The 26454-nt window shown below is 45.9% G+C and carries 14 protein-coding genes; 7 read left to right on the top strand and 7 right to left on the bottom strand.

Annotation, left to right across the window (positions count from 1 at the left end; all coding sequences use genetic code 11):
- Positions 1 to 55: 55 nt before the first annotated feature.
- The gene (locus tag AACQ38_RS03285) at positions 56 to 190 is read left to right on the top strand and encodes a hypothetical protein (protein WP_274383016.1); all 135 of its coding nucleotides are present in this window, start codon (positions 56 to 58) and stop codon (positions 188 to 190) included.
- Between the two features lie 15 nt (positions 191 to 205).
- Entirely contained in the window at positions 206 to 1081 is an 876-nt protein-coding gene (gene robA / locus AACQ38_RS03290; RefSeq protein WP_011144942.1) for an MDR efflux pump AcrAB transcriptional activator RobA, read from the top strand.
- Here robA and gpmB read toward each other — a convergent pair.
- Complete coding sequence (gene gpmB / locus AACQ38_RS03295) at positions 1078 to 1725, bottom strand: 2,3-diphosphoglycerate-dependent phosphoglycerate mutase GpmB (protein ID WP_113026848.1); 648 nt, start codon at positions 1723 to 1725, stop codon at positions 1078 to 1080. The two genes, robA and gpmB, sit on opposite strands and share 4 nt — an antisense overlap.
- 54 nt (positions 1726 to 1779) lie before the next feature.
- On the opposite strand from gpmB, the gene yjjX reads away from it, so the two are divergent.
- On the top strand, positions 1780 to 2310 hold the full coding sequence (gene yjjX, locus AACQ38_RS03300; protein WP_011144940.1) for an inosine/xanthosine triphosphatase: 531 nt from the start codon (positions 1780 to 1782) through the stop codon (positions 2308 to 2310).
- A 35-nt stretch (positions 2311 to 2345) separates the two neighbouring features.
- Here yjjX and trpR read toward each other — a convergent pair whose 3' ends face one another.
- Complete coding sequence (gene trpR / locus AACQ38_RS03305) at positions 2346 to 2666, bottom strand: trp operon repressor (RefSeq protein ID WP_165577395.1); 321 nt, start codon at positions 2664 to 2666, stop codon at positions 2346 to 2348.
- Positions 2667 to 2725: 59 nt separating this feature from the next.
- Positions 2726 to 4642, bottom strand: coding sequence for a murein transglycosylase (gene sltY, locus AACQ38_RS03310; RefSeq protein ID WP_165577396.1), 1917 nt, complete (start codon positions 4640 to 4642; stop codon positions 2726 to 2728).
- A 496-nt stretch (positions 4643 to 5138) separates the two neighbouring features.
- On the opposite strand from sltY, the gene ettA reads away from it, so the two are divergent.
- Positions 5139 to 6806 (top strand): energy-dependent translational throttle protein EttA, encoded by a 1668-nt coding sequence (gene ettA, locus AACQ38_RS03315; protein WP_011144937.1) that lies wholly within the window; start codon positions 5139 to 5141, stop codon positions 6804 to 6806.
- Between the two features lie 38 nt (positions 6807 to 6844).
- On the opposite strand, the gene AACQ38_RS03320 is transcribed toward ettA, so the two are convergent.
- The 4 genes from AACQ38_RS03320 to serB all read right to left on the bottom strand — a co-directional run bounded on the left by AACQ38_RS03320 (position 6845) and on the right by serB (position 12021).
- Positions 6845 to 7591 carry an ABC transporter ATP-binding protein gene (locus tag AACQ38_RS03320; RefSeq protein WP_165577397.1) on the bottom strand — a complete coding sequence of 249 codons (747 nt, stop codon included), beginning with the start codon at positions 7589 to 7591 and terminating at the stop codon, positions 6845 to 6847.
- A 674-nt stretch (positions 7592 to 8265) separates the two neighbouring features.
- A complete protein-coding gene (gene nadR, locus AACQ38_RS03325) occupies positions 8266 to 9501 on the bottom strand; it encodes a multifunctional transcriptional regulator/nicotinamide-nucleotide adenylyltransferase/ribosylnicotinamide kinase NadR (RefSeq protein WP_011144935.1) in 1236 nt (411 codons plus the stop codon).
- Between the two features lie 13 nt (positions 9502 to 9514).
- Positions 9515 to 10897: a DNA repair protein RadA gene (radA, locus tag AACQ38_RS03330; RefSeq protein ID WP_011144934.1), complete on the bottom strand. Its 1383-nt coding sequence runs from the start codon at positions 10895 to 10897 to the stop codon at positions 9515 to 9517.
- Positions 10898 to 11043: 146 nt separating this feature from the next.
- Entirely contained in the window at positions 11044 to 12021 is a 978-nt protein-coding gene (gene serB, locus AACQ38_RS03335; RefSeq protein WP_011144933.1) for a phosphoserine phosphatase, read from the bottom strand.
- A 115-nt stretch (positions 12022 to 12136) separates the two neighbouring features.
- On the opposite strand from serB, the gene AACQ38_RS03340 reads away from it, so the two are divergent.
- The 3 genes from AACQ38_RS03340 to AACQ38_RS03350 form a co-directional block, all read left to right on the top strand.
- Positions 12137 to 12775 carry a YtjB family periplasmic protein gene (locus AACQ38_RS03340; protein ID WP_165577414.1) on the top strand — a complete coding sequence of 213 codons (639 nt, stop codon included), beginning with the start codon at positions 12137 to 12139 and terminating at the stop codon, positions 12773 to 12775.
- A gap of 773 nt (positions 12776 to 13548) precedes the next feature.
- Complete coding sequence (locus AACQ38_RS03345; RefSeq protein WP_165577398.1) at positions 13549 to 15213, top strand: ShlB/FhaC/HecB family hemolysin secretion/activation protein; 1665 nt, start codon at positions 13549 to 13551, stop codon at positions 15211 to 15213.
- A gap of 58 nt (positions 15214 to 15271) precedes the next feature.
- On the top strand, positions 15272 to 26454 hold an 11183-nt coding region (locus AACQ38_RS03350), incomplete at its 3' end, for a two-partner secretion domain-containing protein (protein WP_165577399.1).

Below are 26454 nucleotides of genomic sequence, written 5' to 3' on the forward strand. Positions count from 1 at the left end.
GCCTGTTCAAGTGGCAAACAAAATAGCCTAGTAGTAATACCCTATGGATTTCAAGATGCATCGCGGCGGCAAGGGAACGAATCCCCGAGAGATAGATAACTATGTGACCGGGGTGAGTGAATGCAGCCAACAAAGAAGCAACTTGAAAGATAACGGGTATAGGTTCTTATATTGTTCTTTCTGGTCTTAACGACTAAGGAGATGTATGGATCAAACCGGCATCATTCGTGATTTATTACGTTGGCTAGATAATCATTTAGATCAACCGTTATCACTCAATAATGTTGCAGCTAAAGCAGGTTATTCTAAATGGCACCTGCAACGTATGTTTAAAGACATTACCGGCCAGGCTATTGGCTCCTATATCCGTGCCAGAAGGTTATCACGGGCAGCCGTTGCTTTACGTTTAACCAGCCGCCCTATTCTGGATATTGCTTTACAGTACCAGTTTGACTCCCAACAAACTTTCACTCGCGCATTTAAAAAACAATTTAATAAAACACCTGCACTTTATCGTCTCAGTGAGGAGTGGTGCGCCACGGGTATTTGCCCCCCCATATTGCTGGATAAGAGGTATATTCCCGAAGCAACCTATCTCACACTAAAGGAACAATCACTGGTGGGTATAGAACAAACCTGCTCTTATACGCTGGAACAATGGTCCAGTTTTTGTACTGAAATGCGCCACAATTTCTGGACATACTATCTGAAAAATGCGGAAGTGTTACCTCCTGTACTTTATGGCCTTCATCATGCGACTCCCAATCCAGAAAAAGAAGATGAACAAACCGTATTGTACACAACAGCGGTAGAACCCCAATATGCCCAGTTTGATGTGGCAGGCAGCCAACCTGTTACATTACCGGCTGGAGAATACGTTTCATTTAGTTACTACGGTACCAAAGATGGCTTACAAGATTTCCTGTTTACCGTCTATGGCATTTGCCTGCCAATGCTAAACCTGACACGTAGGAAAGGATACGACATCGAGCGATATTATCTTACCAATACCAATGATAGAGACAAGGAAGCGGCGAATCATATCATCGAATTTCAGTATCTCATTCCTATCCAACATTAACGTTGTAATTCATCCAGTGCGGGCGTATCCAGATGTGTGATATCGCCTGCCGTTTCTACAATCCAGCCCGACGCTAGCCACGGACTGTGCTGATAATCCACTCTGGACAGAGAGCAATTTCGCAAGCGAAGACGACGTTCAGCATGTGCGGGCAATCCCAGTATTGTGCCAACCAAACATCCCAAAGCGATGCCATGACTGACTAACAGCGGTCGGCTACCAACAGGCAGATTACGACAGTTCTCCAGCGCAGCCCTCATACGCACAGCCAGTTCATCCATAGATTCGCCTTTGGGGATACGTCCCCCAGGTGTGCCATCAAGGACTTTCTTACGCCATTTCTCTTCTTCCGATGTTAATGAATCAATATTTCTGCGTTCAAGAACCCCCATGTGCAATTCACGCAAACGTGGCTCCAGAATAATTTCACAACCACAAACCTCAGCAATGATTTCCGCCGTTCGGCGTGTCCGTCCAAGGTCACTGGTAATAATATGGGTAATACTTTCAGATTTTACTCTTTGTGCCACTAATCTGGCTTGATGTTCGCCTGTTTCAGTCAAAGGGCTGTCAGATTGTCCCTGAATACGACGTGCTGCGTTCCATTCAGACTCCCCATGACGAACAAGATATACCTGTAACATTTTCATTTTCCGTTATACTGCGTAAATACTCGTTCAAAGGATAACTCATCTATTATGTATCACGTTATTGCTGCAACCACCAACCCTGCAAAAATTAAAGCCATTAGTCTCGCCTTTGATGATGTTTTTGGGCCAGGTACTTATCGAATCGAAGATATCAATGTAGACAGTAGCGTCCCACAACAACCTATTGGTAACACAGAAACCCGCACTGGTGCCCGCCAGCGTGTCATGGCTGCCAGACAAGTTCGCCCAGAAGCAGACTTCTGGGTCGGTGTGGAAGCAGGTATTGAAGACGATATGACATTTGCCTGGATGGTTGTGGAATATCAGCAAATTCGCGGAGAATCTCGTTCAGCCAGTCTGATGCTACCAGAGAAAATTCTTGATGGTATCCGCGAAGGTCGGGAATTAGGCCATGAAATGGCTTATCTTACAGGCATTGATAACATCAATCAGAAAGAGGGTGCAATTGGCTTTTTCACTGATGGCATCCTGACTCGTACCAGCGTGTACCACCAAGCTCTGATATTGGCTTTAGTGCCCGTACATCATGAAATTTATAAAGAGCTGAACGCCCGTTAAACCAGCATTCCGCCTAGGCCGCAATTGGCGGCCTGCTATTTCAGTAATTGCTGTTCCAACCAAACCTTAACATCGTTTGAAGCAAATTTCAGGCTATTAGAGCCGCGCGTAATCGTCGCAATACCCACTCCAAGTTCATTTTTCAGCTCACGCTGGCTCATTTTTCCACTCATCAACTCCTTGATAATGCGTACCCTGGTAGCCAGTGCTGTCCGTTCATCTGGTGTCAATAATAACTGCAAAATCGGATGCTGTAGATTTTCAGCAAAAGCCTGTTGGAGTAATGTCACAAAACATTGCCAATCTTCATGATCTTGCGGCGAAAGTGCCGGGTCTGTCAGATGATTTGTCGTCATAATTAATCAGTCATCATACTATTTAACTAGTACATCAGCATAACATAGTTTGCTACATATCAATAACGCCTTTGCCATTCAGCGTCAGTCAATACATTTGATGACTTACCCATGAAATAAGTGTAGAAGACATCATAAACCAAAACATTTTTGACATAATTGCGGGTTTCAGAAAATGGAATACTTTCAATAAAAGCTATCGCATCTAATCGCCCACCACTGTTAGATAACCAGCGATCTACACGAGTCGGTCCGGCATTATAAGCAGCGCTGGCCAGTATCCGATTATTACCAAAGCGCTGATAAACCGATTCGAGATAAGCAGTACCGATTTCGATATTCGTCAGCGGGTTTATAAGTTGGCTACTGTTTATATATCCTTGGATTCCATTTTGCTTAACCGTATCTTGCGCCGTTTCTGGCATCACTTGCATCAACCCAATTGCCCCAACTGGCGAATTAGCTTGCGGATTCCAGGCACTTTCCTGACGGGCTATCGCCATTGCATAACTTTGAGAAATCCCTTTATTTGCCGTGAAGTGACTAAATTCCCGCCGCCATGCCAATGGAAAACGCTCTTCAAGGTAGTCCCACATTTTTCCGGTTATTGTCGCCTGTACACTAAGCGCCGCCCATTTTTGATCGAAAGCATAACGCGCCAGTTGCTGTTGTTTTAATTTATCTTGGCTGGCGACCAAGTAACTCCACTCTATGCGAGCAAGGCTATCCATTTGCCAATATAGCAACTCTCTTACTCTCTGTACTTCGGGTATTGAAGCAATAGCAGCATCTGGCTTTTTTGCGCTATTCATCATCAGCGGATAGCTGACATTCAGTTTCTGCGCAGCAACCATTGGATAAAAACCACGGCCTTCTGTTAGCTGACGCAATATTGCCTCACCTTCACTTTTATTACCCTGCGCCAATAGAATGTTAGCTCGCCAATAACGCCATTCCTCTTTGTCTTGGTTCTCTAACGGTAGCAATTTTATCCATTGAGCCACACCACGCTCATCTGCATGACCCAACGCCAAACGAACACGACGCTCAAGCAATGCAACAGATTGGCTATCGCGGATCACACCATCACGCCACTTTTCCTGTTCATCACTCACATCACCCATTAACTGCCAGGCAACAATATCTTTTAATCGCTGACGTTCACTTGCAGTCATCTTTTGCACTCTGACAATTGATGGGATGATCACTCTTGCCTGCTCCGGATCTTGACGTGCGAAACGCGAAAAAGCCGCTAAAGTGGCTACACGGCTAAAATCAGTCGGCCCGGTATGATCAGCAAAGTCTGTTACGGTAACCGGATCATTCTGCAACTTAATCAGACCTTCACTGATACTTTTGTATCCCTGTGGTAACTGTTTAGCGAGGTAACTGACTAATGATGTATTGCCCGCTTTTAACGCGAGACTAATACGCTGTAATATCAGTTTTACTGATAAATGGCCTGTTTGCTGCCAAACATCAAATAATTTATCGCAACTGTCTGGTAAAGAACGCCCATTCAACCAAACTTCTTTCGCTCCCTGCCAGGCAATCTGCTCCTCACCTGTAGCCCATTTAGCAAAATAGTAATGACAGCGGGCGGTAATCGATTTCGGTGCAGTAGAGGTGAACGCCAGTAGCTCGCGCCACTCTTCGCGGCGTGCAAGTTCATTGATAAAACGGGATGATAAAGAACGTGCGGGAGGCAGATTGGGGTGACGATCAATAAAATCACGAATCCGCGTCGGGGTGGCAAGTGACAGATCCTGAGCCAGTTCCCGGTATTGCAGATAAGGATAAAGAGGATAGTTTTTCAATGTGGGCATCAGTCTCGCAACTTCAGCCCTATCGCTGACATTCCACGCTTGCTTAATCTGCTGATATCTCTGTCGCTGATTTTCCAGAGAATCAGCATTTACGGCTACAGAGATAAAAATCAACCCTATAGCCATCGTAAGGCATTGCCATTTAGCCATTATCACGCTCCTCCCGGAGATCAAATCAAATAGGTTAATATTACGAATGCATAAACAGCATAATAATATAATTACCACCGCTTACCACATTAATTCACCCTATGATGAAATATCTAACTACATATCCAGAACAGGTAAGTTTTTTATCCAATGAATTGATTCACTTTAACAAATTCAACCTAGGATCATCTTATTCGGGCAATTGGGTTATATACACTATGGATTTCAAGATGCATCGCGACGGCAAGAGAGTGAATCCCCGGGAGCATAGATAACGATGTGACCGGGGTGAGCGAGCGCAGCCAACAAAGAGGCAACTTGAAAGATAACGGGTATAGAGTTTATTAACTTAAATCGGGTAAACTGTGACAAATCATATTCAGATGAACATCAACAACCTAAACGGATATAATCAGGTATCAACGCGCCCTGTCCATGCGACTTGCTTCGCAAAACAGGCATTATCACCATCAGAGATAGCGAGGCTTATAGCAACGTGGCTCAATATGTCTACACCATGCATCGGGTTGGTAAAATTGTTCCCCCGAAGCGCCATATTCTGAAAAATATCTCCTTGAGTTTCTTTCCGGGAGCAAAAATTGGGGTTCTTGGTCTTAATGGCGCCGGTAAGTCTACCTTATTGCGCATTATGGCCGGCATCGATAACGATATCGAAGGAGAAGCCCGACCACAACCAGGAATTAAAATTGGCTATCTACCGCAGGAGCCTAAATTAAACCTTGAATATACTGTCCGCGAAGCAGTGGAAGAAGCCGTTAGTGAGGTAAAACACGCGCTGACCCGTTTGGATGAAGTTTACGCAGCCTATGCTGATCCTGATGCTGATTTTGACAAACTGGCTAAAGAGCAAGGTGAGCTGGAAGCGATTATTCAATCCCACGATGGTCATAACCTTGATAACCAGCTTGAACGTGCCGCTGATGCCCTGCGTCTGCCGCCGTGGGATGCAAAAATCGAGCATCTCTCTGGAGGGGAACGCCGCCGTGTGGCAATCTGCCGCTTACTGCTGGAAAAACCCGACATGCTGCTACTGGACGAACCCACTAACCATCTTGACGCCGAATCTGTCGCTTGGCTAGAACGCTTCCTGCACAATTACGAAGGTACCGTGGTTGCAATTACCCACGACCGTTACTTCCTTGATAACGTTGCTGGCTGGATTCTGGAACTTGATCGTGGTGAAGGCATTCCGTGGGAAGGTAACTACTCTTCATGGCTGGAACAGAAAGATGCTCGTCTGGCTCAAGAAGCCGCAACAGAAGCTGCACGCCGTAAATCCATTGAGAAAGAGCTGGAATGGGTTCGCCAAAATCCGAAAGGCCGTCAGGCAAAAGGTAAAGCACGTCTGGCCCGTTTTGAAGAATTAAATAGCGTTGAATACCAGAAACGTAACGAAACCAGCGAGCTGTTCATTCCACCTGGGCCACGCCTGGGCGACAAAATTCTGGAAGTGGAAAATCTAACCAAATCCTATGGCGACCGGGTTCTGATTGATAATCTGAACTTCTCTCTGCCTAAAGGAGCGATTGTCGGGATTATCGGGCCTAACGGTGCAGGTAAATCTACCCTGTTCCGTATGATCTCCAACCAGGAACAACCCGATTCCGGCACCATCACATTAGGTGAAACCGTCAAACTCGCTTCTGTCGATCAGTTCCGTGACAACATGGATGATAAGAAAACCGTTTGGGAAGAGATCTCCGGCGGCCAAGATATCATGCGTATCGGTAATTTTGAGCTACCAAGTCGTGCCTATGTTGGCCGTTTTAACTTCAAAGGTATTGATCAAGGTAAACGTGTCGGTGAATTGTCTGGTGGTGAAAGAGGACGACTGCATTTGGCTAAACTGCTGCAAGTCGGCGGTAACATGCTGTTGCTCGATGAACCAACCAACGACCTGGACATTGAAACTTTGCGCGCACTGGAAAACGCCTTGCTGGAGTTCCCAGGTTGTGCAATGGTTATTTCCCATGATCGTTGGTTCCTTGATCGTATCGCAACCCACATCATTGATTATCAAGATGAAGGTAAAGTCACTTTCTTTGAAGGTAACTTTAGTGAATACGAAGACTATAAGAAGCGGACTCTCGGAGCAGAAGCACTGGAACCGCATCGCATTAAATATAAGAGAATCAGCAAATAATCATATTGAAAATGGCCTGGCAACAGGCCGTTTTCCACTCAATTATTTAGATATAAACTCATAGTCTTATTCATTATGTTATGTGTAAGATACGTATCATGGATAATCTTTCCTCCTTTCAAAGTAATAATACGATCGGCATGTTTGAGAAGCCTATTATCCTGTGAAGCCACAACAACCGTACCTCTTTGGTTATGAGCAATAAAACCTAAGATATCAATAGCTGTTTGACAGTCATAATTATTAAGATGACGGGTTGGCTCGTCAGCAAACAAATACCGAGGGCTTTTCACAATGGCACTAGCTATTGCCAGCCGTTGTTTTTCATTATCACGCAATTCCTTGGGATATATATCTTTCTTGTGTTTCAGGCCAACAATATTGAGTGCCTTAGTTGCTCTGACTATTGCTTCCTGATGAGAAGTCGTGATTCCACAAGAGAGAGATAATAGCAAATTATCCAAGACCGTAAGTTCATTAGATAAATTAATTCTTTGAAAGATAAAACCACAATTCATCAAATGGAATCTATCTAACTCGAAGTTATTCAGCCTCCCCAACTCGTTATCAGCAATTAATATTTTTCCTCCATCGAGAGGCAATAACCCAGAAATCATTGCCAGTAAAGTACTTTTTCCTGAACAGAGATCCCCATTAATCAAAGTAAATTCACCTGGAAAAATAGAAAGAGTGATGTCTGAAATCGTTTTCTGGTTAGCTTTACTGTTCGAAAAACCATATGAAATATCAATGGCTTCAATCGTAGCGATTTGATTCAAATTCATTATCTCAGCATAATTAATAGTGTAAGAAATCTGGCATTATCAGTAACTCTTACAGCCAGAGCAATCCGTAAAAATACAGATATTCATCATTATAAGATTACACAAACGAGGGAAAATCATATAAGAAATATCTCAATTGAAAGTATATCAATATTTCTACCAGTGACTATTTCAAATGACTATCTGCATGCTAAAATCAAAATTTTACTAAACAAGATCAACCCATTCCTATCAACCACTCATTAGCAACAGGCCATTATCTTGTTAGTACAAATAAAAAAATAACATCAGACAAATAATTTTTTATAGATAAAAACACCTTAATATCATAACAACATGTTAAAATTAATATTTAATTACCATAATAACAATGATACTTTGAACATTAAATTATTAATAAAAAACCAGCCTCCCATTATTCCCCAACCAATCAAAAACACAAAAACTTTTATTTAAAAATCAACAGGGAAGTATTTAATTATTAATTTTGTTTTTATTCAAGAAATAAATAATCAATAGAAGTATCAAAAATATTAATAGCCGTTATATATTTTATTACTTACAGAAAATAAAAATATCCAGCCACAATGCATATTGTGATTAGATATATATTTACTAATTTATTATATAAAATATTATATACAAATCTAATTATAAACGATTCAACTGACGTGTCATTTAGGATTAGCCGCTAAAAGTTGCTGAATGAGCTCAATACAACGTAGGAAACGCTGATCATAATCGGGTGAATCCACATTGACATATTCAATATTATTACTTTTCAGCATATCCTCCAGCAGTTGCTGAAACGCTTTACGATCCTGCTCGCTGCCAAGGCTACGCAAACCGTCAGCAACCCAAGGAGTGTTGTTTTCCAGTAGAATGACCAAATCAAATCGGTATTCATCAATTAATGCCTGAACAAACGGGTGTTCACGTCCTTCATATCGCTTACAGAATGCTTGGGTAGTGACAAAATCGGTATCGATAAATGTAACCTTATTCGCATATTTTACGGCAAAATCAATATATTGGGCTTGTCCCAATGCAATCTTGTCATAGTCCGAATATTGTAGCGCCATCTCATCTCCCCCCAGATGAGAAAAAACATAATCACGACCATATTCCCAAGCACTTGTCGTATTAAAAATATTTGCCAATTTGTTAACTAATGTAGATTTACCACTAGATTCTCCACCAAGAATCGCTACGGTACGAACAAAGAAAGGTTTCACTTCGGTAGGAATATATTCCCAATGACGGAATGGATCTTGGCGAATATGCCGACCACTGATTTTCATAAACGAACGTTGTGGATCGATAAGAATTGTCTCAATTCCTAAATGCTCTTTATATCGGGGAGAATCCTGAGTTTCGCTGGAATATATATAAGTGGGATGAATGCCTTTCTTTGACATAAAGGCTTTCATGCCATCACTCCACACATCCCAACCATGTGGATAGGGTTCAATTCCCTGTTCATCAAAAGAGTGAATATGAATATTTTTCTGATATTTAAATGTTTGAAGCAACCAGCGCAAGCGATCACTCACCGTGGGTTGCTGAGACATGGAACTACTCATAAATAGCTCCCGATCTCTAGGCTCATCATGGCAAAGGATAATATGCAACTCATCCACCTGACTACAGGCCCGTTGAATCAGATAGATATGCCCAGTATGCAATGGATAGAATTTGCCGAATACCACTCCAACAGTTTTATTTTGCACAGGATATTGCAACCTCAGATAGTGATGGAGCGCCGCCAGTTTTTGGGCACTAGGACTTTTAATTTTGTCATTAATTAATTGGCTAAGATAACCTTTGGTCATACCACTTGCATCGGCAACCTGTTGCAACGTATAACCTGTCTGTTTAATCGCTTCTTTAAGGTAGTCAAATTGCCCCATATCTCCTCCCTGTTTAATCAAAATCATCCATAACAGATAACGCATCCGCCAACTTTTTCACACCAAAAACTTCCATCCCTGGCAGCGCTTTTTTCGGCATATTGGCATAAGGGACTATCGCCCGTTTAAAACCATGTTTAGCGGCTTCGGATATACGCTCCTGTCCACTGGGCACAGGACGGATTTCCCCTGCCAGTCCCACCTCTCCAAATACAACCAAATCACGGGGTAACGGCCGATCCCGAAAACTGGAGACTAAAGAGAGCAGTAAAGCGAGATCCGCGCTGGTTTCCGCAACTTTAACTCCCCCCACAACATTCACAAACACATCCTGATCGGACATTTGCAAACCACCATGACGATGAAGGACAGCCAACAAAATAGCCAACCGGTTTTGCTCCAAACCCACAGCCACCCGCCGTGGATTGGTCATCATAGAATGATCCACCAGCGCTTGAATCTCGACCAACAGAGGACGAGTCCCTTCCCACACCACCATGACAGAACTGCCAGCGGTAACTTCATCACCACGGCTCAGGAAAATCGCTGATGGGTTACTAACCTCACGCAATCCTTGTTCTGTCATAGCGAATACGCCAAGCTCATTAACGGCCCCAAACCGATTTTTATGACTGCGTAAAGTGCGAAAGCGGGAATCCGCTTCACCATCAAGCATCACAGAGCAGTCAATACAGTGTTCCAACACCTTCGGACCCGCCAACGAGCCATCTTTGGTCACATGACCAACCATAACAATGGCAACACCACGAGTCTTAGCAAACCGAGTAAGATAAGCGGCCGTCTCTCTGACCTGAGCAACACTCCCCGGCGAAGATTGAATATCCGCCATATGCATCACTTGAATGGAGTCAATCACCATCAACTTTGGCTGTTCCTGCTCCGCAATCAGACAAATTTGTTCAATACTGGTTTCTGACAACATATTCAGATTATCAGCCGGCAATCCCAACCGGTGCGCACGCATTGCCACCTGCTGTAACGACTCTTCCCCAGTGACATATAAAGTTTTCATCTGTGCAGACAACTGACACATCGTCTGCAACAATAAGGTACTTTTCCCTGCTCCCGGATTACCACCAATCAGAATCGCGCTACCGGGAACAACACCACCGCCAAGCACCCGATCGAACTCTTTAAACCCGGTAGAAAAACGAGGAAGTTCTTCCAGACTGATCTCTGATAATTTCTGAACCCTACTGACACCAGCATCTCCCGCATAACCACTGAGCCGCTCATTACGGGAGGAAGGTGCTGCGGCTAAGCGCACCTCCGTAATGGTATTCCAAGCATGACACGCACTACATTGCCCCTGCCAGCGCGGATAATCCGCCCCACACTCATTACAGACAAATGCCCGCTTTACTGCTTTAGCCACTCTGCACTCCTAAAAACTTTATACCCGTCATCTTTCAAGTTGCCTCTTTGTTGGCTGCACTCGCTCACCCCGGTCACATCGTTCGCTATGCTCCCGGGGATTCACTCCCTTGCCGCCGCGATGCATCTTGAAATCCATAGGGTATATTAACGTTCTTCGTGTTTGAGACCACCACTTAACACACACAATACTCCCATGAGATCAGCATGACGAATGGTCACTTTCGACTGTGCATACACTTTCGGCTTGGCATGGTAAGCGATACCTAACCCTGCTTTGCGGATCATCTTCAAGTCATTAGCGCCGTCACCAATCGCGACAGTTTGCTCCAATGGGATATCCAGTTTTTTCGCCAATTTCACCAATGTAGCAGCCTTATATTTAGCATCAACAACGGGCCCTATAACCTTACCTGTCAACTGACTATTTTTGACTTCTAACTGATTAGCTACCGCAGCCACCAAACGTAAATTCTGGCGTAAATGGTCAGCAAAATAGGTAAAACCACCCGATGCGATGGCCACATGCCAATCAAAGGATTGTAACTTACGCACCAGACTGGTCAGCCCCGGCATAAGTGGTAAATTTTCTACAACCTGTCGCAGAATATCAGCATCAGCCCCTGCCAACTGAGCAACTCGCTCTCGCAGACTATCAGAAAAATCCAACTCTCCTTGCATTGCCCGCTCAGTAATTTCGGCCACTTTGTCACCTACGCCAGCCAAACGGGCAATTTCATCAATACATTCAATTTGAATTGCTGTTGAATCCATATCCATCACCAGCAAACCTGGTGACCGCAACCGTGGGATCTGCCCCAAGGGAACCACATCTAACCGACACTCATCAGCTAGCCGTTTAATACGAGCAGTCAAATTTCCGGCAATACGTACTACCTGATAATCATCAATACGCCATGAAGAAACGATGACAATAGCAGCGCCAAGCCGATGTTGAAAATTACTAATACGTTGTTTATCCAGGCCACGGCCATATATCAACCAACCACTGTCACCCGCTCGGTAATCCAACGGCATCACTTCTTCACCACTTAACGAAAGTGGTAATCCCGGCCACTTATGGACCTCTTCCGGCAAATAGTGATAAGCCAGGTTATTAGACATTAATCCCTACTCCTGTAATCCCACATGATTTGACAGCAAAAAATTGCGCTTCAAACTATCCTCTCTGTACTGCATCTGGCAACATTGCGTTGACCAAAGCTTGGAAGAGATAACGATGATCAAAGCTAAATTAAAATTCCGACTGCATAAAACAGCTATTATCTTGATTTGCATTGCTTTATTAGTATTTCTAATGCAGGGCGTTTCTTATTTCAGCCGTTCTCACCAACAAGCCCAGATGGATCAATTTGAGGAATTGGCAAAAACCTTGGCAAAACAAGTCGCATTCAGCTTATCTGATTATATGGAGAGTGGCAGCAAAGATCTTAATAATGAGCGGATACTGGCTAATTTGCATCATCTGACGACAAACAGCCGCATACTTGATGCCAGTGTTTATCTTAACAATGGGACACAGGTTGCCCATAGCGGAGAAAACGTCTCGGTGCGGGATCGTCTATCTTTGGATGGTAAAAAAGCGGGCAGCTATTTTAACTACCAGATAGTCGTCCCCATCCCAGGAAAAGATGAGCCAAAAGGCTTTCTGCGCCTGACGCTGGATACCCACAAATTGGCAACTGAGTCCAAGCAGGTGGATAACACAACTAACTTACTCCGGATCATGATCTTACTCGCTTTAGCAATTGGTTTTATTCTGGCACATAACCTATTGCAATTAACGCCAAGTCGATGGCAACAATCGCCTTATTTACTGACAGCCAACAGTAAATCAAGTGCAAAAGAGGAGAAATAAGGTAAAAATTCCTCGTTAAATCATTATCTTATCTTGGTGATCGATTCTGACAATCACCAAGATAGCGAATAAAACCAAAAGGAAATATACCTTATATACTCAAGATACTTCAAAGTGCATGTTTGAAAAACGATTATGTTGTTGAATTTAAATGTTTTTATGTCTGACGGCTCAAGCATCTTGAAGTTCATTCGGTATAGATTTCAAGATGCATCGCGACGGCAAGGGAGTGAATCCCCGGGAGCATAGATAACTATGTGACCGGGGTGAGCGAGCACAGCCAACAAAGAGGCAACTTGAAAGATGACGGGTATATAAACGAAATGAGAATGATGACCACTATTTCCCAATCAGCAATAAATTAACCCCTCCGCATATTTTCTTAAAAAAACAATCAACAATGGAAATAAAAAAATATAATCTGAGGAAATAATATTCCTCATTCATTTAATATCGAAAAAAACAATTTCAAATGTTACCTTAACAATAGTTTAATAATAATATTCCTAGTGACATATATCACATATTTATCAATATATAGAATTAAATCAAAAATACCTGACATCAGTTACATAACTCATTAATTAACAATGTATTTTTCACTCCTACTCATTTTCTAACAAAAATATATCTATTTGTTTTTATTATAAATTTAAAACAATCCATATTTTTCAATCATATCACTAGGTAAATTCACATATTGATTATTAAGTCAAATTAATGACTAATAGCGCCCCAAAAATTATATGACGCATGCGGGATGCCAAAGAATAATGAAAAAAAAGGTTATTATTTTTACTAGCTTTCTTATTGTTACTACCGATGTTAAAGCCGCCGAAATATCAGATCAGCAACTCATTCATCAACAAGAACGGCAGAAAGCACTGGAAGCCCAATTAGCACCGCCACCGGCGGATATTCGTCTGTCTGTTCCTGAAACAGCAGTACCTTCTAAATTTCCCGTCGATACGCCCTGCTTTCCCATTACGCGAGTCGTTCTTGAAGGCACGGAACATTTTCCTCACTGGTTACCTCTAAAGCGTTTAGCCCAACAGGGAGAAAACCAATGTCTGGGCACCCAGGGGATTAATATATTAATGACTCGGATACAAAACCGGTTAATTAATCATGGCTATGTCACAAGCAGAGTATTAGCGCCCAGTCAGAATCTTAATTCCAAGACATTAAAACTCATGATCATACCGGGCAAAATTGGGCATATTCGCTATACCGCTGAAAGTGGCAATTATATTCAACGGATAACCACATTCCCTCCCCGTGAAGGGGAGCTGCTTGACTTACGGGATATTGAGCAAGGATTAGAAAATTTACAACGTTTTCCTACTGTTCAAGCCGACATGGAAATTGTACCGAATGAACAGTTAGGCGAAAGCGATATCGTGCTGAACTGGCGTCAATCAAGACATTGGCGACTCGCTAGCTATCTGGACGATTCGGGTTCTAAAAGTACCGGGCGTTACCAAGGCGGATTAACTTTATATCTGGATAATCCTCTTGCGTTGAGTGATCTATTTTATATCTCCGGTGGGCGCGATATTCGCTCGCCTTCTGGTCGCAGCAGCAAAAACTACACCATCCATTATTCCCTACCGGTGGGATACTGGATGGCAGGCATCACTGCCAGTAATTACGATTACAACCAAAAGGTAGCCAGGCCAACTAAAGACGACAAATACAGCGGCGAAAGCAAAAACCTGAATGTCCAACTCAGCCGGATCTTGCATCGTAACGCCGGTCAAAAAACCTCGGTTAACGGCGAGATTTATCGTCGAACATCCAAAAGCTTCATTAATGACCTGGAAATCGGCGTACAGCGCCGGGAAACGGCTGGCTGGAAATTAGGATTATCTCATCGTCACTACATCGGTAGTGCCACCTTGGATGCCGGAGTGACTTACCAGCGGGGAACTCGCTGGTTTGGGGCACAGCCCGCACCAGAAGAGGTCCGCGGTGAAGCAACTGCCTTACTTAAAACAACCCAGTTTTCTGCGGCACTTTCTGCGCCATTTACCCTATTTTCTCAGCCATTCATCTACAAAACCCAGTACCTGCGCCAAATAAGCGCCAGAACGTTGACGCCACAGGATCAATTTTCAATTGGCAACCGCTGGACCGTACGCGGATTTGACGGCGAACGCACGCTAAACGGAGATCATGGCTGGTACAGCCGTAACGAACTGGAATGGCAAACGCCGCTTAATGGTCAATCCCTGTATATGGGCATGGATTATGGCGAAATCGGCGGGCCGGGGAATGAGCAACGACTGGGAAAACATCTGGCGGGCGGCGTTCTAGGTTGTCGCGGCAGTCTTAAAGGCGTGAGCTATGACCTGTTTGCCGGTATCCCACTATCCAAACCGGATGGCTTTCAAACCTCATCAGTTACAACCGGATTCAGTTTGTACTGGCAGTACTAATTCAGAATAACAACGTTGCCGAAGCGTAGTAGATAAAAAGTGTTAGCGGAGAGAAACAATGAACAAGCATCTGTATCGTATTATCTTTAACAAAGCACGAAACATGCTGATGGTCGTGGCCGATATTGCAACTTCCGGGCAAGGTAGTACGGTACGCCGCCGCAGTCGTCGGCAATCACCACAATGCCTTTGCCGGTTAACAGCGTTACGACTGAGTTTGTTATTGGCAACCGGCTGCATCTCCCTAACAGCACAAGCCAATATTATGGCCGACGGACAAGCACCGGGTAATCAGCAACCGACTATCCTGAACAGCGCAAACGGTACGCCACAAATCGATATTCAGACCCCTAACGCCGCAGGTATCTCGCGTAATACCTACAGCCAATTTGATATCGATCAACGAGGCGTCATCCTTAACAACAGTCACAATGCTGTCCAAACTCAACTGGGCGGTATGGTGGCAGGCAATCCTTGGCTTGCCAAAGCAGAAGCCAAAATTATTCTCAATGAAGTGAACAGTATTAACGCCAGTAAACTTAATGGCTGGATAGAAGTCGCCGGACAAAAAGCCGACGTTATTATTGCCAACCCAGCGGGCATCACCTGCAACGGTTGTGGATTCATTAACGCCCATCGCGCAACACTCACCACAGGACAGGCCATGATGGAACAAGGCCGACTGAAAGGCTTTGATATTGACCGGGGAAAAGTCCGCATAGAAGGGCTGGGACTGGACAGCTCACAACAAAATTACACCGAAATTATTGCCCGCTCGGTGGTCATCAACGGCAAACTGCACGCGAAAGATCTAAAAATCACAACCGGACGTAATATCGTTGATGCAGCTCACCAGAACATTGAGAAAAAATCTGCTGACGGCAGCGAGAATCCCTCATTTACGCTGGACGTAGCAGCTTTGGGTGGCATGTACGCCAATAAAATTATGCTGGTGGGTACCGAATTTGGCGTAGGGGTACGTAACGCCGGCCACATCGGAGCAACCGCCGGTGAAGTCCGTCTCACGGTTGATGGACAGATTGAGAACAGTGGCACCATTGCTGCACGAAGCAATACCATAATCAAAGCGGAGTCGATACAAAGCGCCAGCGGCAGCACCCTATCCGCCGGTATTGATAATAAAGGAAAAGCCACGCTGCCCGGATCGCTGACACTGACCGCCAAACAGCACATTCAGGCCAATGGAAAAAATCTGGCAACCAATACTCTGGAAGCACAGAGTAAAAAGATTGATCTCAGCGGCAGCCAAACTTCTGCTAACAACATTCAACTCACTGCCAGTCAGCAAGAGGTTAGTACCGCCAACGCTACAGTCACCGCGGACCGCTTTACAGCTAAAGCACCAGGCCAATTTAACAACGACGGCGGCACACTGGTAGCACGAGAAATCAACTTAACGACTCCAGACTTATCCAACAATCAGGGAAAAATTAATCAAACCGGCAACGGCGAGCTGGTACTGAACACCCAAACACTGAATAACCAAAGCGGGACCCTTCTCAATGAAGGGAAACGACTGGCTATCACCACAAGAAATCTGGACAACCATCATGGAAAAATCGCCAATAATGGGAATGACCTGAACCTAACCGTCCACGAGAAAGCGGACAACACAGAAGGAGGGACAATTCAACTCGCCGGTAAAGGTAAACTGTCCCTCACTGCCAAGACGCTGAATAACCAAGATGGCGAGATTAAAGGTAATGGCAACCTGAAAATCGATGCCGCCACCTTGGATAACAGCAAAGGCAAAATCATAGCAGCCAAACAAGGCGCTTTGGAACTGACTGTTGATGATGCTCTGAATAACCAAGATGGACACCTGGAAGCCGGTCAAGATATCCAACTTACCGCAACACAGCTTGATAACAGCCGGGGCAAAATCGTTGCAACCGGTGGCAGCACAGAACTGATCATTGAGAAAAACATTGAAAACGTTGACGGACGAATCGAAACCAAAACAGAGCTCACCACAAAAAGTCAGGCGTTGAATAACCATCAAGGATCATTACTGGCTCAGCGAATAGATAGCCAAACCAAAGGACATAAATTCACCAACACCGCAGGACACGTTATTGCTCAAGAAAAACTCACCCTAAACAGCGGTGAACTGGATAACACGTCTGGTTTGTTACAATCTGGCAGTGACATGATAGTCAATACTCATGGACAGAAATTGACTAACGCCAAAAGTGATGACAAAAACAAAAAAGGCATATTAAGCAGCGGCAATCTGGAACTCCGTACAGGTGATATCAACAACACCGCCGGCATTATTTCCGCTAAAGGAAAAACCACCCTTAGCGCCGGTAATGTTGATAATACCGACGGCCAACTCTTATCACAGCAGAGGGCGGAACTGACCACGCAGGCATTAGATAACATTCGTGGACAGATCCAATCAGAGTCAAGCCTGTTGCTTGATACCCAAAACCAAGCCCTGACCAATACCGACAGTGGCAAAACTGGCGGCATCATTGCCAAAGACTCATTACGTATTTCCAGCGGTAAACTGACTAATGACGCGGGTTCTATCCGTGGTCATGGCATTCACATCGACACTCATGAACAACGGCTAAGCAACCAAAAAGGCACCATAGCGAGCAAGAAAAATCTGCAACTTGACAGCGGAGAACTCGACAGTACCAGTGGACAAATAAAATCTGATGGCAACATGACATTAGACACCCACGGGAAAAAGCTCACCACCGCTAAAAGCAGCGACGCTGGTGGCGTGACCAGTGAGGGAACGCTCACCTTAACGACAGGCGAGATCGACAACCACGATGGCACCATCACTGGAACAGGGACGACAACGATAACGGGTGGAGAACTCCACAACCAACGAGGAAAACTTGCCAGCAAAACCAGCGCCCTGACATTAACGGTAAACAACACTGACAACAGCGGTGGACTACTGCAATCCGCAGGTGATCTGACACTGGATACGAAAAGTGGGCGGCTAACCAACACCAACAGCGGCAAAGACCGGGGCATAATCAGCATAGGCGACATGAAGCTGACGACCCAAGGCGTTAACAACGATGCGGGCCTAATCCATGCGGGTAAAAACCTGATCCTTGACGGGCAGAAAGGAACCATAACCAATAGCAACAGCCAGCCTAATCAAGGTATTCGTAGCTCAGGAGACTTGACGCTGACGGCAAGTGCTATCGATAACCATCAAGGATCTGTAGAAGCTGATAAACAACTCACCGTGACATCCGGGACCGTTGACAATACCAGTGGCCTGTTGAAATCCGGTACAACCCTGTCGCTCAACACCCAAGGCCAGAAACTGACTAACGCACAGAGCGGAGAAAAACGCGGTATCCGCAGCGGCAGTGATCTGAAGCTGGAAGCCGGTGAAATTGATAACACCGCTGGCCTGATAGATGCGCAAGGTGAAACCTCGCTAACTAGCCAAAACCTCAATAACACCAGCGGTAAAATCCTCTCGCGGAAAAAAGCCGATCTGACAACACAAACGGTCAACAACCAAAGCGGACTGATACAATCCGCAACCAGTTTGAAATTAGATACACAACAGCACGAACTGACTAGCACCGACGGCGGGATCATCGCAGAAGAGGCTTTAGAACTGGCTACCGGTAAACTGATCAACGACCGCGGATCTATCCGTGGTGATCAAACCCACATTAACACTCATCAGCAAGCGCTAAACAATGTGGCTGGCACCATATTCAGTAAGAAAAATCTAAAACTTGATAGCGGAGAACTTAACAGTACCGGCGGGAGAATAGAGTCTACCGGCGATATGACCCTTACCACTGGCGAGATCGACAACCAAGATGGTTTTATCAAAGGTACAGGAACAACCACCGTTACTGGTGGTGATCTGAAAAACCAAGGCGGAACCCTCGCCAGTGAAACCAACACACTCACATTGACCGTGAAAAAAACCGATAACAGCGGCGGCCTGTTGAAATCCGCGGATGATCTGACACTCGATACACAAGGTGAGCTACTGACTAACCTCAACAGTGGCAAGACCGGGGGCATAATTAGTGCAGGCAATGTCAAACTGACTGCTCAAGGCATCAATAATGAAGCGGGCTGGATCCATGCGGATAAAAACCTGACTCTAGATGGGCAACAAGGCAAAATAACCAACCGCAACAGCCAGCCTAAACAGGGGATCTCAAGCCAGGGAGAGTTGACAATAACCGCGGGCGCTATCGATAACCAACAGGGAAGAATCATCGCCGATAAGCAGCTCAACGTGACATCAACAGGAGCCGTTGATAATACCAGCGGTAAAATGGTCAGCCAGCATCAACAACTCACCATGAATACCGGTGAACTGAATAACACGAGTGGTTTGCTGCAATCCAAAACAACCCTTTATCTTAACACCCACGGCCAAAAGCTGACTAATACACAAAGCGGGGATGACCTCGGCATACGCAGCGGCAGTGACCTGACACTGGAAGCCGGTGAAATTGATAACACCGCTGGCAAGATAGATTCACAAGGCAAAACCACGCTAACTAGCCAAAACCTCAACAACACTGACGGTAAAATCCTCTCGAAAGGAAAAGCCGATCTGACAACACAAGCCGTCAACAACCAACGTGGGCTGATACAATCCTCAGCCAGTCTGAAACTGGATACCCAACAGCATGAACTCATCAACACCGATAGCGGTAAAAACGGGATCGTCGCAGAAGATGCCTTGGAACTGACTACCGGCAAACTGATCAATGACCGCGGCGATATTCGTGGTAACGAAACCCGCATTAACACTCATCAGCAAGCACTAAACAACTTGGCTGGCACCATATTCAGTAAGAAAAATCTAAAACTCGATAGCGGCGAGTTAGACAGTACCGGAGGACGAATAGAGTCTACCGGCGATATGACGCTGACCACTGGCGAAATCGACAACCAAGATGGTTTTATCAAAGGTACAGGAACAACCACCGTTACTGGTGGTGATCTGAAAAACCAAGGCGGAACCCTCGCCAGTGAAACCGGCTCACTCACATTGACCGTGAAAAAAACCGATAACAGCGGCGGCCTGTTGAAATCCGCAGGTGATCTGACACTCGATACACAAGGTGAGCTACTGACCAACCTCAACAGCGGCAAGACCGGAGGCATAATCAGTGCAGGCAATGTCAAACTGACTACTCAAGGCATCAATAACGAAGCTGGCTGGATCCACGCGGATAAAAACCTGACTCTGGATGGGAAACAAGGCAAAATAACCAACCGCAACAGCCAGCCTAAACAAGGGATAACAAGCCAGGGAGAGTTGACAATAACCGCGGGCGCTATCGATAACCAACAGGGAAGAATCATCGCCGATAAGCAGCTCAACGTGACATCAACAGAAGCCGTTGATAATACCAGCGGTAAAATAGTCAGCCAGAATCAACAACTCACCATGAATACCGGTGAACTGAATAACACAAGTGGTTTGCTGCAATCCAAAACAACCCTTTATCTTAACACCCACGGCCAAAAGCTGACTAATACGCAAAGCGGGGATGACCTCGGCATACGCAGCGACAGTGACCTGACTCTGGAAGCCGGTGAAATTGATAACACCGCTGGCAAGATAGATTCACAAGGCGAAACCAAATTAACTAGCCAAAACCTCAACAACACCGACGGTAAAATCCTCTCGAAAGGAAAAGCTGATCTGACAACACAAGCCGTCAACAACCAACGTGGGCTGATACAATCCTCAGCCAGTCTGAAACTGGATACCCAACAGCAGAAACTGACGAATACCGATAGCGGAGAATTTAACGGAATCCTCGCACTGGATAGCCTAAAACTGATTACAGGTGAACTCATCAATGATCTCGGATATATCCGTGGCGATGAAACGCACATCAATTCTCATCAGCAAGCGCTAAACAACTTGGCTGGCACCATAGTCAGTAGGAAAAACCTACAACTCGACAGCGGCAAGTTAGACAGTACCGGTGGACTAATAAAGTCTGACGGCAACATGACGATAGATACTCACGGAAAAAAACTGACCACCGCCAAAAGCGGCGATACCAGAGGCGTTATCAGTGAAGGAACGATGACCCTGACTGCCGACGAAATCGACAATCAAGATGGTTTTATCAAAGGTACAGGAACAACGACAGTGACTGCGGGTGAACTGAAAAACCAAGGTGGAACCCTCATCAGCGAAAAAGGTTCTCTAACATTATCAGTGAACCAAACTGACAACAGCGGCGGCCTGTTGCAATCCGCAGGTAAACTTACTCTCGATACACACGGTCATTCACTGACTAATAAAAACAGTGGTGATCGGGGCGGTATCCGCAGCCAGGACGACATGTTAATTACCAGCGGTGATTTACATAATCAGGCTGGTACAATTACCAATCGCAAAATCGCAACCGTAAATAATCTCCAAAACACCATTGTTGGTACCCAACAGATAAAGCTGATTACCCAAGCATTTAATAACCAACAAGGCAAGGTCCATTCTGATGGCAACCTGAACCTCAACACGCAAGGCCAACGCCTGAATAACACGGGTGACAAAGATAAATCAGGCGAATTCTCTGCTCAGGGCGATTTAACACTGGATATCGGAGAATTAAACAACGACGCTAGCTTTATCGCCGCGGATGGCAAAACTAAGATTACCAGTACAACCCTCACCAATAAAAAAGGACTGATTGCTGGTAACAGTGGACTGGAGATTCATAGCCAAACGCTTACCAACAGCAATGGCTCATTGAAGTCAGCAAACACCGTCAATATTGACACAAACGGGCAGCTACTGGACAACCAGCATGGCCGTATTATTGGCGATGACAACACCACCGTGACCAGCGGCAAACTGAATAACCAACACGGACACATTCAGGGTAAAAAACTCACCATCGACACCGGGCAAGCCGATACGGATAACCAAGACGGTAAACTGTTGTCAACAGACACCATGAACCTGAATACCCTACAGCTCGACAACCGTCGCGGACAGGTCAAAGCCATAGGTAACGCGACGATTAACGCCCCGAAACAAACGAACAATACTGGCGGCCTTATCCACAGTGACCAACAACTGACACTAAAAACAGCGGAACTTATTAACCGGGAGACTCATCACCCTGACCAGGGTACCGAAGCCCGGGACCTGATAATTGAAGCTCAACAGGTGGATAACACCCAGGGAACATTACAGGGAGCCAACCGCCTGCAAGCCATCATTAACCAATCGCTGAAAAACGAACAAGGACTAATCTCCGGTGGAAAACAACTCACCATCGAAGATAAAACCCAGAAACTGACGGTGAATAACCGGCAAGGCACACTGACGGGAAGTGAAAAGGTCAAAATTAAAGCCAACGCCTTGAGCGGTGACGGTCAAATCTTATCGCAGGGCGATATGGAGGTGAAATTAAAACAGGACTTCCACAACACCGGTAACATCGTCGCCGATGGCAAGCTGTCTTTGGAAACCGACGGCAACATTATCAATGACAGCACAATGAAAGCCGAACAGGCGTACCTGGAAGCCCAAAATCTCACCAACACCCAAACTGCGGAAATCAGAGCCAAGCAAACCGAAGTCAACGTCCGAAACACGCTAACCAACACCGGGTTAATTGACGGCGAACTGACCCATCTCACCGCCAACAAAGTACTGGACAACACCGGAACCGGACGTATTTACGGTGACCAAATAGCCCTCAAGAGTGGCACTCTCAATAACACAGCAAAAGATGGCAAAGCCGCCGTCATTGCCGCTAGAGATCGACTAGATATCGGCACCGGAACCCTCAACAACAGTAACCATGCCCAGATTTACAGCGTGGGTGACATGCGCATTGGTGGACAACTGGATGAAAACCTGGCTGCGACGAGTCAAGCTGGCCGACTCAGCAACCACGCGGCAACCATTGAGGCCGGGGGTAGCCTAAAGATTGATGCCGCTATTATCAAAAATACCAACAACGGTTTGGTCACCGATATCGTCGAAACAGAAAAATCCCAGCGTCATGAAGCCGTATTGAGCGGCCGCACTGCCCGCTATGACTGGTCACAGGTGAATACTTCCCGTCGCAACAAATACGGCGTGCACAGAGCCGTCATGCCGGATGGCAGCGGAAGTGAAGAATTTTACGAGTACCGATATACCCGTACCATCAATGAAACCCAGATAAAAGAGAGTGATCCGGGTAAAATTTTATCCGGGGGTAATATGACCATCAATAGTGCGATGCTGACCAATGACGACAGTCAGATCGTAGCGGGTGGAATACTCGGGGGTGATATTGACGAACTGCACAATAACGCCACCAAAGGCGAACGTATCATCACGGATGAAGGTAGCGAAATCCGTTGGTATGCCAAAAAGAAAAAACGTCGATTCAGAGGAACCAAAACCTCCCAAGGAAAAGACTGGGACCACTATAACCCAGCACCGATAACCGAAACCATTGACCTGAAAGCCCTAGCCTGGCAGGGCAACACTCGTCCAAACTCTACCGGCATAACAATAGATGACAGGCAGACAAGCCGTGTTCAAAGTACACCAACCGGGATTAATCTGACCTCAAGAATGGCGGAAGCTGGTGAAGTTACATTCACCAATGCCACGATCAACGCCATCACACTACCGAACAGGGACATACCGACTGATCGCCCATTACTTTCACCTACAGGTCAACAGACTGAGCAGCTATTATCGTCCGGCGCAGTGGCACTACCAAGCCGAGATGCACTCACTGAACACCCAATACTTTCACCTACAGGTCAACAGACTGAGCAGGTATTATCGTCCGGCGCAGTAGTACTACCAAACAGAGATGCACTCACTGAACACCCGGTGCTTCCACCCGTTCAACAAACTGAACGGGTACTCCCCCCGGTGACGGTCACTCTACCCAACAGTGGTCCATTAGATGAGCGCCCGCTGGTGTTACCAACAGGCCAACAATTTGAATTGACGCTACCGTCTGATACCGTCCAAGGTCAAAGCGTCGAACCTCTTATCCGTATCGTTGCTCCAGATACCCGCCTACCGGCCAACAGCCTGTTTGTCGTACAGCCGGGCAGTGACAGCCATTATTTAGTGGAGACCGACCCTAAATTCACCCAATATAAAAAGTGGCTAGGCACGGATTACATGCAACAACAGTTAACCCACGACCCGGTACTGGCACACAAACGCCTGGGAGATGGGTTCTACGAACAGCGCCTGGTGCGTGATCAAATCACCCAACTGACCGGCCAGCGTTATCTGGCGGGTCACCACAATGATGAAACTCAGTTCAAAGCGTTAATGGAAGCTGGCGTTGCCTTCAGCAAACAGCAACAACTCACCCCCGGTATCGCCTTGAGCCCATCGCAGATGGCGCTGCTCACCTCAGACATTATCTGGCTGACCAACCGGACCGTGACCCTGCCAGACGGCACCACACAGGTGGTCACCGTGCCACAGGTCTACGCTCGCGTGAATAAAGGCGACCTGACCGGTGACGGTGCTCTACTCTCCGGTAAAAACGTGACAATAAATAGCCGAAGAGATATTACCAACAGCGGCACCATCAGCGGACGTGAAGTCACCCAACTGGCAGCCAGCAATCTGACCAACAGCGGCTTTATCCAAAGCGGCAAAGTGGATTTAACCGCCCGGCAGGACATCACCAACCTCGGCGGACAAATTCGGGGCCGTGACCGCGTTTCCGCACAGGCAGATCGGGATATCACCAGTGCCTCTACCCTGCGCGGAGCAGGTGCTGACCGTTGGCAAGATCGGCCTGCGGGCATTTATGTCCAGAACGACAACGGCACCTTGTCGCTGAAAGCCCTCAACAACATCCATCTCACGGCCAGTGACGTGGAAAATGCGGGCAAAGACAGTCACACTGAGATAGTAGCAGGTCGTGACTTAACGTTGGATACCCTCAAAGTACAGCACACCGAAAATAGTAACGGAAGAAAATATAACTCCCGCCATCTAACGCAACAAACAGAAATGGGTAGCCGGGTGAATAGCGGAGGAAATCTAAACGTACAAGCAGGCCAAGATATCTCACTCACCGCTAGCCAAATAGGAGCCCAAAACAGCGCCACCCTATTGGCCGGACAGGATATTCACCTGAATGCAGCTCAAACATTACATCATCAGACTGATAACAGATACGAAGTACACCAAATTAGCGGAAAAGTTAGTCATATCTCCAGCGGCGATAAGTTGGCACTAAACGCCGGGCGGGATATCACCACTCAGGCCACGATGACAGCTAAAGGTCCCGTCCAACTAGTAGCAAACCGTGATATCCACCTAAATGCAGCTCAGAAATCATACCATCTAGTAGATAACGGATATGAAGTACGCCAGACCAGCAAAGAAGTTAGCCATATCTCTAGCGACGATAAACTATCGTTGAACGCTGGCCGAGATATCTCCACTCAAGCAACAGAAATGACAGCTAAAAGTTCTGCCCAACTAATAGCAGGCCGCAATATGACACACGATGCCATCGAACAAGTAAACTACGAAGCCAGCAAAGGCCATAAAAGACAAGTGATAGATGAGCACCGACGTCAGCAAGTAACAGAAATCACCAGCGGCAAAAACACGGTACTAACAGCTGGACATGACCTGATATTAAAAGGTACACAGGTTCAAGCCAAAAATGATATAACCGCACGAGCAGGTCACGACATTGCGCTTAAGTCAGTGACCGAAAGCGATTACCATTTCTTTGAAGAGACTAAAACCAAGAGAAAAAGGTTTTCAAAAACCACTACTCATACAGTGCGTGAAGATTTTGTCACTCATGAAAAGGGAGCTACCCTGTCCGGCAATAACGTTCAAATCGTAGCCGATCATAATATTACCATGTTAGGCTCTGCTGTTGCAGGGGATCAGAAGGTAGCCGTAATTGCCGGGAATGATATCAATGTGATGTCTAGTGCTGAACAACAAACCCATTACTCAATGACTCAAAAGAAAAAGAGCGGGTTATTCAGCGGCGGCGGTATCGGCTTCACCATCGGTAAAGCCAAACAAAAATCCACCACCGACATCGACAGTAATCTCAGCAAAGGCAGTACTGTAGGCAGCAGCCAGGGCAGTGTAACACTCAGCGCCGGAAAACAGCTCAACATTCACGGCAGTGATGTCGTGGCGGGCCGCGATACGCAACTTTCCGGCCAAAACATTCACATCACCAGTGCGGAAAACAGTCACACCGCTATCACCAAAACCGA

The sequence above is a fragment of the Photorhabdus sp. RW14-46 genome (assembly GCF_963887965.1).
Lineage (GTDB): Bacteria > Pseudomonadota > Gammaproteobacteria > Enterobacterales > Enterobacteriaceae > Photorhabdus > Photorhabdus laumondii.